Source organism: Sulfitobacter sp. HI0040 (assembly GCF_001634885.1).
In the GTDB taxonomy this organism is placed as follows: domain Bacteria; phylum Pseudomonadota; class Alphaproteobacteria; order Rhodobacterales; family Rhodobacteraceae; genus Sulfitobacter.
On record NZ_LWEX01000001.1, the window covers coordinates 1 to 13584 of the forward strand.

Genomic DNA, 13584 nt, shown 5'->3' on the forward strand with positions numbered 1-13584 from the left:
CCGGAACCACCCCCCTTGAGAAATTTCTTTGTCTGATTCGCTTCTGCGCTTAGGTTGCCCTGAGGATCACGTCTTGGTGATCGGATACCAAGGATTGGAGACGCACATGGGCAAACGGGATGAATGGATCGCGAAATACGCGGACGATCTGAGGAACAAATGCGGCGTGGAGCCGGACATGGATCTGTTGACGAAGGTCACGATCGGCTGCGGACCGTCGATTTACAACGCAGACGCCCAGACCGTGGCGGCCAGCCAGACGAGCGAACTGAACACCATCAAGGAAAACTTCCTGATGAAAAAGCTGGGCCTGCCGGACAGCGATGAACTGATGGGCGGTATCCAAAAGGCGCTGACGACCTATGGCCGGTCAGAGCGGAACAAGTACCGCGCGGTTGTCTATTACCTGCTGACCAAGCATTTCGGCAAGGAAAGCGTCTATAACTGAATTTCCGGCGGGCCGCCGGTGAAAGGTGGCCCGTCGCTACCCGGGTCACGGCTCGACGCCGCCCATATCGCAGACGATGCGCCATTCTTCCTCAGTGACCGGTTGAACGGAGAGGCGGGAATTGCGCAGCAGGGCCATCTCGGACAGATCGGGCCGGGCCTTGGCGTCCGCCAGCGTGACCGGCCGGGCGAGGGGGCGCAGCGCGCGGATATCGACGCATTCCCAGCGCTCATCGTCGGTCGTGCTGTCGGGGTGGGCTTCGGCGATGACTTCCACGATCCCGACGACCGCTTTCTCGGACTGGGAGTGATAGAAAAAGCCCGTGTCGCCTTTCTTCATGTCCCGCATGAAATTGCGTGCCTGATAGTTGCGCACGCCGTCCCATTCCTCCCCCGCGTCGCCCTGGGCGACCTGATCGTCCCAGCTCCATGTGGAAGGCTCGGACTTGAAGAGCCAATGTGCCATCAGCCGATCACTTTCTTCCATTCGATCAGTTCGACGTTCTCGAACAGGCCCGCCTTGGCGTAGGGGTCGGCATCGGCCCAGTCCTGCGCCGCCTGCAGATCGGGCACATCCAGCACGATGAGCGATCCGGCCATGCCGCCTTCGGGCGTCAGCAGGGGGCCTGCCTGAAAAATGCAATCGCTGGCGTTCAGATAGTCGAGATGGGCGGGGCGGTTGTCCGCGCGGATGTTCTGCGCGTCCTTCTTGTCATGGGCGATCAGGGCGACGAGCATGTCATTCCTCCTTCAAGGGTCGGGTCAAAAGTTGCGCCATTGCGCTGCGAACGTCCAGTTCCTCATCCAGCAGGGCGGCGACGGTTCGGGTGATCGGCATATCGAGCGCGGCTTCCTGCGCGATGCGGTGCACGGCGCGCGCGGTGGCTGCACCCTCCACCGTGGTGGAGGCATCGAATGGCGTGCCCGCCCCGATGGATTGTCCCAGACGGTAGTTGCGTGACTGCTCCGAGGTGCAGGTAAGCGTAAGGTCCCCGAATCCCGACAGACCGGCGAGGGTCACGGGATCGGCCCCCCGCCAAGCCGCGAGGCGCTGCATTTCGGCGAAACCGCGTGTCATCAGCGCCGCGCGTGCGCTTTCACCCAGCCCGGCCCCCATCGCCGCGCCGCAGGCAATCGCGACCACGTTCTTCAGCGCCCCGCCCAGTTCCGCGCCCGTGGTGTCCGACGTCCGGTAAAGGCGCAGGTTTCCGGTGGTGAGCCGCTGCTGCAGGGCCTTTCCCGCCTCCGCATCGGCACAGGCGAGGGTCAGCGCCGTGGGCAGCCCCCGCGCGATATCCGCGGCAAAGCTGGGGCCGGTCAGGATGGCGGGCATCGAATCCGGCACCGCTTCGCGCAGGACGGATACGGGGCCGAGCCCGCTATCAAGCTCGATGCCCTTGCAGCAGGCCACGAGGTTCCGGCCCTTTAGCGCTGCGGCAAAGGGGGCGACCACCGCGCGCAGCTTTTGCATCGGCACCGCAAGCAGGATCGTTTCCGCCTCTGCGGCGTCGGGGCCTCCTTTGGCGAGGTGCAGGTTGTCGGGAAAGGGGCAGCCGGGCAGGCGGGCCGTGTTTTCGCGGGCCTCTGCCATGTCACGCAGGTCACGCGCCATGAGTGTGACCGGACCGGCCTGACCAAGGGAAATCGCCAGCGCGGTTCCAAAGGCTCCAGCCCCGTAGACAGCGACGCTCATGCCTTGGCACCCTTCTTGCCGCTGCCCAGCATGGGCTGCGCGTTCGAATCGAGCGGCCAGCGGGGCCGGGCAGAAAGCGTCATGTCGTCGAACCTGTCTTCCTTCCAGTTCAGCAGGGCCGCAAAGGCGATCATCGCGGCGTTATCGGTACACAGATGCAGGGGCGGGGCGGTGAACTCGGCCCCCGCCGCTTTGGCAACGCCTTCAAGCTGTTCGCGGATCGTCTGGTTGGCCGCGACGCCACCCGCAACGCAGAGGCGGGTGCTCGCTTCGCCACCTTCTGACACGGCGCGGCGTGTCTTTTCGGCCAATACCTCGCTCACCGCTGCCTGAAACCCAGCCGCGATATCGGCCTGATCCTGACGGGTCAGCCCGCCTTTTTCGGCGACGATGGCATCCCGGGTGCGCAGCACGGCGGTCTTGAGGCCGGAAAAGGACATATCGCATCCCTCCCGGTCCAGCAGGGGACGGGGGAACCGGAACCGGGCCGCGTTCCCGTCTTTCGCCGCCCGTTCGACCGAAGGACCGCCGGGCTGGGGCAGGCCGATCAGCCGAGCGATCTTGTCGAAGGCTTCGCCCGGCGCGTCGTCGATCGTGCCGCCCAGTCTTTCGAAGCGATCCGGGCCGCAAACGCGTATGAAGAGGCAATGCCCCCCGGACACCAGCAGCAGGAGATAGGGGAAGGCTATCGATTCCGACAGCAGCGGCGATAACGCATGCCCGGCCAGATGGTTGACCCCGATGAGCGGTTTGCCCGTCGCCGCGGCAAGCCCCTTGGCGCACATCACCCCGGAAACCACGCCCCCGATCAGCCCCGGCCCGGCGGTCACGGCGATACCGTCCACCCCGGCAAGGGAAAGGCCTGCATCGTCCAGCGCCTTTTCCACGCAGAGGTCGAGCTTTTCGGCATGGGCGCGGGCGGCGATTTCGGGCACGACGCCCCCAAAGGCCGCATGCAGGTCGTTCTGGCCCACCACGACAGAGGACAGGATGCGCAGGCTGCCATCCGCCGTGCGCTGGACAACAGCTGCGGCAGTATCATCGCAACTGCTTTCAAGGCCGAGGATGGTCAGCGCGGAGGACAAGAAGGCGGCTTTCGTTGAATGACGGTTGTTCAGCAGGTATCACCCCATGACGGAGCGAACAACAAGGGCCGCCATGACCGTGCCACTTCTGCTGCTGACCCGCCCGCAGGACGACAGCGAAGGCTTCGCGGTCGGGCTGGCGCCCGATCTGCTGCCCGGCTTACGTGTCGTCATGGCGCCGCTTCTGCAGATCGCGCCCGTCACGCCCGTGCCTGATTATGGGCCTTGTGACGGGGCGATCTTTACCTCGCGCAATGGGGTTGCACTCGCTCCGGACGGCGACGGCAGGCCCGCGTTTTGCGTGGGCCCCCGGACGGCGGCGCAAGCTACGGAGCGGGGGTGGGATACGCCGGCAGTGGCCGCCACGGCGGATGAACTGTTAGCCGCCCTGTCGAAGACGCCGCCCGCCGGTCGTGTCATCCATTTCGCCGGAAAACACAGGCGTGGAAACATCGCGGAGCGGTTGAGCGCCGCCGGGATGACGGTGGAAACCTGTATTCTCTACGATCAGCGGCGCCGCGGCCTGACGCCGGAAAGCCGCGCCGAACTGGCTGCGGCAAGCCGGATCATCGCGCCTGTCTTTTCACCCCGCACGGCAGAGATCTTCGTAGAGGAGGTACCGTTTCAGGACCGGATCGAGGTCGTCGCGCTCAGCCCTGCGGTGGCTGCGGCCCTGCGCTCCGGCAGCTTTGCGGAGCTGCACATTTGCGCCCATCCCAATGCAGGACAAATGACGGAAGATATTGAAAAGCTTCTACGCCGCGCCACCTTCGCTTGAGGGAGGCCACCTTGCCGGATAAGGTTGGTCAGTCTAACTGGCGGAATTGTCAGAATCGGAGAGGTGGAAAGAGTGGCGAAAGCTAAGAAACCGGTAGCAGCGTCAAGCAAGGCAACGCAGGCTGCGAAATCCGACGCGAAGGAGACGCAGGACAAGGCCAAGGTTTCCGGGGCTGCGGAGGGCGCGAAGCCGGATTCCACGGCGTCGACCGGCAAGTCCACGGCAGACAAGTCCGCCGCCACACCGACCCCCGAAGGCAAATCCGAAAGCGCGAAATCCGGTTCCGCGACGGCTGACGCAACAAAGCCCGCGGCGAAGTCGGGTTCCCAGCCTGCCAAGTCCTCCACCCCCATGGCTAAGTCGGATGACAAGGCGAGTGATGCCAAGCCCGCGAAAAGCGCGGCTGATACCGGCAAGCAGGACAAACCCGCCGAGACGAAAAGTGCCGCCGCCACTGTCGCATCGGGGAAGGATGCCAAGGATGACAAGCCCGCGTCGGGTGCGTCGGACAAAGGCGATACCGCCAAACCCGCCGACGCCTACGCCAGCACGGTGAGCAAGCCTGCCAGCGGGAATGACACGGCAAAGACAGCACCCGGCGCGTCGGGCGATGCCACGAAATCGGAGGCCAGCAAGGCCGGATCGCAGAAAGCAGGAAGCGCGGCAAGCGCCACTGCCAAGACGTCCGAAAGCGCTGCACAATCCCCCGCTTCGTCGTCGGCCCCGGAAAAAACAGCCCCGTCGCAAAGCAAAACGACACCACCCGCCGCTACTTCGCAGGGCGAACCTGACAGGCGGCGCAGTGTATTCTGGCCGCTCGTGCTTGGCGGTCTCGTGGCGGGCGGGTTGGGCTTCGCCGCGTCCGAGCTTGATCTGCTGGAACGCCGTAGCGCGCCGGTAGAGGATGGGGACTGGCGCGAAGCGGTGGCCCAGCAGCAGGAACGTATCGCCGCGCTCGAAAACGCCCCGGCCCCCGAGGCGCCGGTGGTCACTGGCGAAGCCGTGGATCTTGCCCCCCTTGAGGCCCAGATCGAAACGCTGACGCAATCCATGAACGAATTATCCGCACGGATCGAGGCGCTGGAAGCGCGCCCGGCGGAAACCACGACGCCGGAAGACATAACTGCAGTGTACGATTCAGAAATCGCGCAACTTCGCGAGGATCTGGGCGCGGAGCAGTCCGAACTGCGGCAATCGATCGAAGCCGAACGGTCGCGCCTGCGCGAGACCATCGAAAGCCAGCGCGCTGAAATCCAGACCTTGCTCGAAAACGCGCGCAGTGTCGAAGAGGCCACCGCCGACGCGGCCCGCGATGCTGCTGTACAGGCCGCGCTGACCCGTATTTCGACCGCCGTGGCCAACGGAAAGCCCTTCGCGACGGCGGTTCAGGAACTGGAGGCCGCCGGTGTTTCAGACATCCCCGAGGCGCTGCGGCAATCGGCCGAGAACGGTGTCGCCACGCTCGCCAACCTTCAGGATCGCTTTCCCGATGCGGCCCGCAGTGCGCTGAGTGCCGCCCGCGTGGCGGGCGGGGATACGTCCGAGACGGGCGTTGCGGGCTTTCTGCGCCGGCAGCTGGGCGCGCGTTCCGTCGCCCCGCGTGACGGGACCGACCCGGATGCCGTTTTGTCCCGCGCGGAGGCCGCGGTGCGTGACGGTCGCCTGACCGATGCACTGGCAGAGATCGAAACCCTGCCTGAACCGGCACAGGCCGCGATGCAGGAATGGTTGCAGGACGCCCGGGCCCGGCAGTCCGCCGAAGCCGCGACCGAAGAACTGGCGCAACGCCTGACGGCTAACTGAGGAATTCCGAATTATGATTTGGTCGCTGATCAAGATTGTCCTGTTCGTTATCATCGTCGCAGCACTTGCCTATGGCGCCGCCTATCTGCTCGACAGTCAGGGCGGATTGCAGGTCACCGTCATGGGAACGGAATACAACTTCGGGCCGCTGCAATCGGTCATCGCAGTGCTGTTGCTGGTGCTTGCCGTCTGGCTCCTGTTCAAGATCCTCGGTTTGCTCGTGGCGACATGGAAGTTCCTGAACGGGGACGAAACCGCCATATCGCGCCATTTCGACCGGAACCGTGAAAAGAAGGGGCTGGAAGCCCTGTCCGATGGCTTGATGGCTCTAGCGAGCGGCGAAGGGCGCGTGGCCATGAACAAGGCCGCGAAGGCGGATCGGTATCTCAACCGTCCGGAGGTCACGAACCTGCTGACGGCACAGGCCGCCGAAATGGCCGGAGACCGCCGCAAGGCAGAAGAAAGCTATCGCAAGCTCATTGAAAACGAGCGTACCCGATTTGTCGGCGTGCGCGGCATCATGCGGCAGAAGCTGGCCGAGGGCGATACCGAGACCGCCTATCAGCTTGCGCAGAAAGCCTTTGCGCTAAAGCCGAAGCACGCCGAAACCGGCGATACCCTGCTGAAGCTTCAGGCCAATCGCGAAGACTGGAGCGGCGCACGCAACACGCTGAGCACCAAGCTGAAACATGGCCAGATCCCCCGCGATCTGCACAAACGCCGCGATGCCGTACTGGCGCTGTCCGAGGCAAAGGAAGACATCGCCGCCGGGCGCACGCAGGAAGCGCAGGAATCGGCCATCGAGGCGAACCGCCTGTCGCCGGACCTCATCCCCGCCGCGGTCATGGCCGCGCATGCCTATCTGGATCAGGGCAAGAAGCGTCAGGCCAGCCGCGTGCTCCGCAAGGCGTGGGAAGCGCAGCCGCATCCCGATCTCGCGGCGGCCTTTGCCGCGATCGAACCCGATGAGACGCCGCAACAGCGGATCAAGCGGTTCGGCGCCCTGACACGGCTGCAGCCCGACCATCCCGAAACACGCATGCTTCTGGCCGAGCTTCACGTGGCCGCCGAAGACTTTCCGCAGGCGCGCCGGTCCTTGGGCGATCTGGTGGAATCCGAGCCTACTGCGCGTTCCGTGACACTGATGGCGGCAATCGAGCGCGGCGAAGGCGCGTCCGACAGTGTGGTCAAAGGCTGGCTCACCCGGGCGCTGACCGTGCCGCGCGGCCCGCAATGGATTTGCGAGAATTGCCAACATATCCACGCATCCTGGCAGCCCGTTTGCAACAACTGCGGCAGCTTTGACACGTTGGAATGGAAAACTCCCCCCATGTCCGAGGTGGCGATGCCCGGCGGCGTCCAGATGCTGCCCCTGATCGTCGGTACAACGGAAGACCGGGCAGGCGCACGTGGCGTCCCCACGGTCGCGACCCGCAGCGATATCGAGGAGGCGGAACTGGTTTCCGACGACTCCGCAGAGTCTACAGCGGCGAACAGGCCCGAGACGAGCACCCGGCAGGACACGATCACCGCCGGCCCCTGAGCGAGGGGCCATCGGCAGGGCGGCAATACCGTCGGCGTACCCCCGGAAACCGTCTCTGAATCGAGGGTTCGGGACGCATCTGCGCGCCAAGGTCATCGTATGGAAGCCGTGGGAGATATTCGTCGTTCCAAGCGGGCAGGAAATCACGCATGAAATGGGGGGAGGACAGCGCGCTGTTCTCCCAATTCCGAGAGGCCCATTCAGGAAAAGCTCGGCCTTTTCCGCGACAAAAGAGGAAGTCACTGATGTATGTTTTCGACGCTCCCGCGCAGCCCAGTCTCGCCGTTCAGGGGAGTGAGGATCGTTTCCCCATTCGCCGCATCTTTTGCGTGGGCCGCAACTACGAAGCCCACGCGCGCGAAATGGGGAAAGACCCGACGCGGGAAGCTCCGTTTTTCTTCACTAAACCGGCGGATGCGGCGCTGGATACGCCCTGTACCATTGCCTACCCGAAGCTGACCGAAAATCTGCACCACGAAATCGAACTGGTCATCGCGATCGGAAAGGAAGGCTCCGATATTGCCGAGGACGAGGTGATGAACCACGTCTGGGGCGCTGCGGTCGGGCTCGACATGACGCGCCGCGATCTGCAGACCGAAGCGAAGAACGCGGGCCGCCCGTGGGACTGGGGGAAGGCCTTTGATCAATCGGCGCCTATCGGGGCGATCAAGCCGATTGGTGACGTGCCTTCAATCTCCGAAGGGCGCATCTGGCTCGCCGTGAACGGTGAGACGCGGCAGGACGCTGATCTGTCCGATTTGATCTGGTCGGTGCGCGAACATGTGGCGACCCTGTCGCGCGCCATGCATCTACGCCCGGGCGATCTGGTGATGACGGGCACGCCCGCCGGGGTCGGGTCGGTCGGACCCGGGGATGTGATCACCGGCGGTGTCGAAGGCATCGGTGAGCTTGAGGTGAAGATCGGACCGCGCGCATAGGCCCGGGTGGACGGGGCCCGTTACTTTCCCGGACGCAGGAAATCTGTCAGCAGGTCCGCGACCTCTGCCGGTTTGTCCCAATGTAGGGAATGGCCCGCATCGGGCAGGGTGGTTTGTGTGATATCGGGCATCGCGGCAAAGGCGGCGCGGCCTGCCTCCTCCGGTATCAGCAGATCGTCGCCCGCAAAGACCGTCAGCACCGGGCAGGTCACATCGGCGGCCCGGATCGTGGGGCGGTAGCTGCGCAGCACCTCAATCTGATGGGCCATGGCATCCCGCCCCTGCGCATGGGGGTAGCCTAACGCCAGTGTCAGAGCCTGTTCGACGGCACCCGGGGTGGCAAAGAAGGCCGGGGCGAAAAGCCATGGGTAGAGGGCGCGCAACCACAGCGTTTCCCCTTCGGGCGCGCTTCGTACCGCCAGCAGGCTGTCGAAGACGCCCATGGTACGCGGGACCCGCACCGGCGCAGAGGCGAGGATGCAAATCCGCCGGACGGCATCTGGCTCCAGCCCGAACAGTTCCATCGCGATGAGACCGCCCATGGAATGGCCGCAGACGTCATAGCGTTCGAACCCAAGATCGGCCATCAGCGCCGCCGCATCCCGGGCATAGATCTGCACTGAGGCCTCTGCGTTCCATGGCCGGGTCCGGCCCGTGCTTCTGTTGTCGGGCCGCACCACGGTGAAATGGGGGGTCAGATGGGGCAGCAGGGCGGCCCACCCCGCGCTGTCGCCCATCATGCCCGCAAGCAGCAGCAGTGGCGGCCCGGAACCGTCGACCTCGTAATGCAGGGTCACATTTTCGGGCAGGGTGAGTTCAGGCATTGAGATCGCTCCATGTGGGTAGCAGGTCGCCCGGGGCAGGGCGCGCATGGTAGGCGGCCCGGGCGATGGCCCGCGCAAGGCAGAGTGATGCCGCGTGCCCCGTCAGCAGCACATCCCCCGCCGGGCGTTTTCCGGTGGAGACCCCGAAAACCAGATCGCCGTCGTTCGGGGTATGGGCAGGCAGTGTCGCCCTGCCGATCCCGTCATGGGCCGCGGTGGCAATTCTTTGGCATTCCGCCTTTGTCAGAGCCGCATCCGTGGCGACAATGGCGATGGTGGTATTTTCACGCGGATGCATGGAATCCCGCTTACGGCTTTCGAAGGACATGCCCAGCGCGCTGGCCGGATCGACCCCGAGACCGCCGAATTCATCGCCGATCTCGAACGGGGCGGCATAGAAGTGTCTGTCGCCCGGTGTCGTGACGGCCCCGACCGGATTCGCGACCACAAGCGCACCCACCGTGCTGCCATCCGGCAGGCGGAGCGAGGCGGAGCCGAGGCCACCCTTTACCATGGCGGTCAACGCGCCCGTACCGGCACCCTCCGTGCCCAGCTCAAACGACGCCCCCGCTGCGTCGAAGGCCGCCCGCCCGAGCGCGCGATAGGGGTTTTCGCCCCAGTCCTTCGTGCCGCCGTTCAGCAGGTCAAAGATGATCGCCCCGGGAACCAGCGGGATCGTGGCCGTGCTGATGCGCAATCCGCGCCCCGCCGCGCGCAGCCCGTCCATCACGCCCGAACAGGCGTCCAGCCCGAAGGCGGAGCCGCCGGAAAGTACCAGCGCGTCGACCGTGGGCACCGTTTTGTCGGGCGACAGAAGCTCCGTTTCCCGCGTGCCGGGGGCACCACCCATCACGGCGACGGAGGCGACCAGCGGCTCACGCCCGCAAAGCACGGTCGTTCCCGATTTTATCGCGACATCGCTGGCGTTGCCCACCAGGATACCTTCGACGTCGGTGATCAGGTTCCGCGACCCCGGTGTCAGCACCCGGCGCCCCAACTGTGGAGTGCCGACACGATCACTCGCCTCATATGCAGCGGCCCCCGTCGACTTCCATCGCGACCCCGGTGATCATGCTCGCTTCGTCGGAGCAGAGGAACAGCGCCGCATTGCCCATATCCTCAGGCTGGGAAAACCGGCCAAGGGGAATGGTCGATAGGAACTTCTGCCGCATTTCCGGTGTATCCTCACCCATGAAAGAGGCCAGAAGCGGCGTTTCCCCCGCAACCGGGTTCAGCGCGTTCACGCGGATCTTGTCGGGCGCCAGTTCGATGGCCATCGTCCGGGTCGCGGTGATCAGCCAGCCCTTGGAGGCGTTGTACCAGTTGAGCCGGGGCCGGGGGGAGACTCCCGCCGTTGACGCCACGTTGAGGATCGTGCCGGATTTGCGCGCCTGCATGAGCGGCACGACCTCCCGCGAGGTATAGTAGACGGATTTCATGTTGACCCGGTAGACCCGGTCGAAATCATCTTCTGAGACGTCCTGCAAGGGGGCGGGCATATGCGTGACGCCCGCGTTGTTCACCATGATGTCGACATGGCCCCATGCGTCTGCCGCCGCGCGCACCATCTGCCTGACGGAGGCGCCGTCGCCCACATCCACCCGTTGGGCAAGGGCGTGGTCGCCCATTTCCTGTGCCATTTGTTCGGCGCCATCGATATTGATATCGGCGATCATCACCCGGCAGCCTTCCTGCATGAAACGGCGCACGATGCCGGCGCCGAACCCGGAGGCCCCGCCGGTCACGATGGCGGTTTTTCCTGTCAGTCTCATTCGTCCTCCATTCCGTGATACGCCGCCACGGTCTTCAATTGCGAGAACCCGTATAGTGCCTCGAATCCCTTTTCACGGCCATGGCCGGATTTGCCGATACCGCCAAACGGCAGTTCCACACCGCCGCCCGCACCGTAGTTGTTGATGAAAACCTGACCGCATTTCAGCTTGCGTGCCATTCGCATCTGGCGGGCACCGTTCCCCGCCCAGACGGATGCGACCAGCCCGTAGTCCGTGCCGTTCGCGATCGCCAGTGCTTCGGCTTCGGTATCGAAGGGGATCACCACCTGAACCGGCCCGAAGATTTCATCCCGGGCGAGCGTATGGTCCACCGGTACATCGGCAAAAAGGGTCGGCACCACATAGGCGCCGGTATCTGGCGCATCGACGAGACGGCCCCGCGCGGCGACCCTGAGGTCTTTGCCTTGGGCAATGAAACCGTCCACGATACGCTTCTGACGGTCCGATATCACGGGGCCGAGGCGGGCATCCTTCATGGCGGGGGAGACGGTTAGCTCTTCGTAGGCAGCCGCCATGCGCCGGAGCACCTCGTCATAGACCGGACGTTGCAGGAGTATTCGCGACGACGCGGAACAGGTCTGGCCCGCGTTCTGGATCCCGGCATTGACCAGAAAGGGCAGCGCATGGTCGAGATCCGCGTCATCGAAGACGATCTGAGGTGATTTTCCGCCCAGCTCCAGCGTCACCGGCACCACGTTCCGGCCCGCCGCCTGCTGGATGAGCGCACCGGTACGCACCGATCCGGTGAAGGAGATATGTTGCAGCCCCGGATGCCCGGCCAGCGCGGCCCCGGCCTCCGCCCCGATCCCCGGCACGACGTTGAGCGCACCCGCGGGCAGACCGGCCTCCTGACAGATATGGGCGAAGGCGAGCGCGGTCAGGCAGGCTTCCTCTGCCGGTTTCAGCACGCAGGCGTTGCCCATCGCCAGCGCGGCGCCTACCGATCTGCCGATGATCTGCATCGGGTAGTTCCATGGAACGATATGGCCGGTGACGCCGTGGGGTTCGCGCAGGGTGTAGACGGTATATCCCTCCAGATAGGGAATGGTCTGGCCATGCACCTTGTCCGCCGCACCTGCGTAGAATTCCATGTAGCGTGCCAGCGCCACCGCGTCCGCCCGGGCCTGCGAAAGCGGCTTGCCGACATCCCGCGCCTCGAGCTCCGCGAGGATATCGACACGCTCCAGCACCATTTGGCCGATGCGCGTCAGGATGCGCCCGCGTTCAAAGGCGGGAAGCTTCCCCCATTGCCCGTCCAGCGCGCGATGCGCGGCCTCTACGGCGGCATCCACGTCCTCCGGCCCGCCCCGGGCGATCTGCGCAAGCTGGCTGCCGTCCGAGGGATCGATCAGATCGAGCGTATCGCCCGACCGGGCGGGCACCCATTGCCCATCGATGAGGCACAGCGCCGTATCGAACCACGCGGGATGCGGGTTATTCATGTCATGCCCTTTCGACCCTGAAGTTGAAAATGCCTGCCTGCGTTGCGGTTCGTGGCGGTGCCTCGGTTATGTCGCAGACGTTTTCGCAGGCGGAAAGGCATTGCCGCCAGAACGGCATGCCCCCCGGCGCCTGCGCGGACACCCCGAGAACCCAGTCGCCGCCGAGGCTATTGAAGACAAGCTCCGCCGCCTCGGTCCCGACACCGCGATGGCGAAAGGCGGGCTGGATCGTGAATTCCGCCAGTTCATGGGTTCCGTCGCGGTGGTTCCAGACCAGCGCGAAGCCGATGGGAACGCCATCCTCTTCGATGAGGTAGGGATGACGGCCCGGCTCTATCCAGTACCTGTCCAGCGCCATGGGGAAATAGGGTGGCCCCTCCGGCAGGACTTCGGCGAAATAGGTTTTCGCCATGTCGTCCAGCATGGCGCGATGGGCTTCGGCCACCCGGCTGATGGAGATGCGGCCCGTCATGCGGGCACCTGCATCGGCGGCAGAACCGGCGCCGCCGCGATCAACTGGCGGGTATAGGGATGGCGGGGGTTGTCAAAGACATCTTGCGTTGCCCCGGATTCGACGATCTTGCCCGCCTGCATCACCAGTACCCGATCCGTTACCGTCCGCACGACCGACAGATCATGCGAAATGAAAAGGTAAGTCAAATCATAGGCCCGGCAGAGGTCGGCGAGCAGATCAAGGATCTGCGCCCGGACCGACACGTCGAGCGCGCTCACCGCCTCATCAAAGAGGATCAGTTCGGGCCGGATGATCAGGGCGCGTGCGATGGCGATACGTTGGCGCTGGCCGCCGGAAAATTCGTGGATGTATCTTTGCGCATCCTTCGGGGATAGCCCCACAGCGGTGAGCGCTTCGTCCACCGCGCGGGTCCGGTCCGCGCCGCGCGGCGGATCCTTTGTAAGGTGAAAGGGTTCGGTAATCAGGCGGTCGACCCGGTGCCGGGGGTTGAAGCTTCCGAAGGGATCCTGAAACACCACCTGCATCTTGCGCCGTACCGCAAGGTTCGGGCGGTTGCCGGCAAAGACCGGCGCGCCGTCGAGCGTGATTTCCCCTTCGTCCACCTTGTCGAGACCAAGGATCGTCCGCGTCAGGGTCGATTTTCCACAGCCGGACTCCCCCACCAGCCCCAACCTTTCGCCCCGGTCTATGGTAAAGCTGACGTCGTCCACGGCGCGGAACCGGCCCGGCGCCCCGAAAAGGGAGCTTCGCGGCAGGCGGTAAT

At 64.8% G+C, this 13584-nt stretch carries 15 protein-coding genes; 5 read left to right on the forward strand and 10 right to left on the reverse strand.

Features of this window, described 5'->3' with window-relative positions; all coding sequences use genetic code 11:
• The first annotated feature begins 106 nt into the window (after positions 1-106).
• Positions 107-448, forward strand: a complete 342-nt coding sequence (locus A3728_RS00005) for a DUF2853 family protein (protein ID WP_067919069.1) — start codon at positions 107-109, stop codon at positions 446-448.
• A 45-nt stretch (positions 449-493) separates the two neighbouring features.
• Here the strand turns inward: A3728_RS00005 and A3728_RS00010 are convergent, their stop codons facing one another.
• Genes A3728_RS00010 through tsaD form a run of 4 tightly spaced genes read right to left on the reverse strand, consistent with a single transcriptional unit; the run spans position 494 to position 3225 of the window.
• Positions 494-913, reverse strand: a complete 420-nt coding sequence (locus A3728_RS00010) for an EVE domain-containing protein (RefSeq protein WP_067919072.1) — start codon at positions 911-913, stop codon at positions 494-496.
• Positions 913-1185, reverse strand: a complete 273-nt coding sequence (locus A3728_RS00015) for a YciI family protein (RefSeq protein WP_067919074.1) — start codon at positions 1183-1185, stop codon at positions 913-915. The genes A3728_RS00010 and A3728_RS00015 overlap by 1 nt, the downstream gene beginning before the upstream one ends.
• Position 1186: 1 nt before the next feature.
• Complete coding sequence (locus A3728_RS00020; protein WP_067919076.1) at positions 1187-2140, reverse strand: NAD(P)H-dependent glycerol-3-phosphate dehydrogenase; 954 nt, start codon at positions 2138-2140, stop codon at positions 1187-1189.
• A complete protein-coding gene (tsaD, locus tag A3728_RS00025; RefSeq protein ID WP_067919078.1) occupies positions 2137-3225 on the reverse strand; it encodes a tRNA (adenosine(37)-N6)-threonylcarbamoyltransferase complex transferase subunit TsaD in 1089 nt (362 codons plus the stop codon). Before tsaD ends, A3728_RS00020 begins: the two co-directional genes overlap by 4 nt.
• A 73-nt stretch (positions 3226-3298) precedes the next feature.
• Between tsaD and A3728_RS00030 the strand changes: the two genes are divergently transcribed.
• From A3728_RS00030 to A3728_RS00045, 4 genes are all read left to right on the forward strand, one after another.
• Positions 3299-4003 carry a uroporphyrinogen-III synthase gene (locus tag A3728_RS00030; protein WP_067919080.1) on the forward strand — a complete coding sequence of 235 codons (705 nt, stop codon included), beginning with the start codon at positions 3299-3301 and terminating at the stop codon, positions 4001-4003.
• A 72-nt stretch (positions 4004-4075) separates the two neighbouring features.
• Positions 4076-5806 carry a COG4223 family protein gene (locus A3728_RS00035; RefSeq protein ID WP_236628295.1) on the forward strand — a complete coding sequence of 577 codons (1731 nt, stop codon included), beginning with the start codon at positions 4076-4078 and terminating at the stop codon, positions 5804-5806.
• 13 nt (positions 5807-5819) lie between these two features.
• A complete protein-coding gene (locus A3728_RS00040) occupies positions 5820-7349 on the forward strand; it encodes a heme biosynthesis protein HemY (protein ID WP_067919082.1) in 1530 nt (509 codons plus the stop codon).
• A 245-nt stretch (positions 7350-7594) separates the two neighbouring features.
• A complete protein-coding gene (locus A3728_RS00045; RefSeq protein WP_067919084.1) occupies positions 7595-8287 on the forward strand; it encodes a fumarylacetoacetate hydrolase family protein in 693 nt (230 codons plus the stop codon).
• Between the two features lie 20 nt (positions 8288-8307).
• On the opposite strand, the gene A3728_RS00050 is transcribed toward A3728_RS00045, so the two are convergent.
• From A3728_RS00050 to A3728_RS00075, 6 genes are all read right to left on the reverse strand, one after another.
• Positions 8308-9111, reverse strand: coding sequence for an alpha/beta fold hydrolase (locus A3728_RS00050; RefSeq protein WP_067919087.1), 804 nt, complete (start codon positions 9109-9111; stop codon positions 8308-8310).
• The gene (locus A3728_RS00055) at positions 9104-10093 is read right to left on the reverse strand and encodes a P1 family peptidase (RefSeq protein WP_067919099.1); all 990 of its coding nucleotides are present in this window, start codon (positions 10091-10093) and stop codon (positions 9104-9106) included. Before A3728_RS00055 ends, A3728_RS00050 begins: the two co-directional genes overlap by 8 nt.
• Positions 10094-10136: 43 nt before the next feature.
• A complete protein-coding gene (locus A3728_RS00060) occupies positions 10137-10883 on the reverse strand; it encodes an SDR family oxidoreductase (protein WP_067919090.1) in 747 nt (248 codons plus the stop codon).
• On the reverse strand, positions 10880-12346 hold the full coding sequence (locus A3728_RS00065) for an aldehyde dehydrogenase family protein (protein ID WP_067919092.1): 1467 nt from the start codon (positions 12344-12346) through the stop codon (positions 10880-10882). The genes A3728_RS00060 and A3728_RS00065 overlap by 4 nt, the downstream gene beginning before the upstream one ends.
• A gap of 1 nt (position 12347) precedes the next feature.
• A complete protein-coding gene (locus tag A3728_RS00070; protein WP_067919095.1) occupies positions 12348-12818 on the reverse strand; it encodes a GNAT family N-acetyltransferase in 471 nt (156 codons plus the stop codon).
• On the reverse strand, positions 12815-13584 hold a 770-nt coding region (locus A3728_RS00075), incomplete at its 5' end, for an ATP-binding cassette domain-containing protein (RefSeq protein ID WP_150120585.1). The genes A3728_RS00075 and A3728_RS00070, both read right to left, overlap by 4 nt.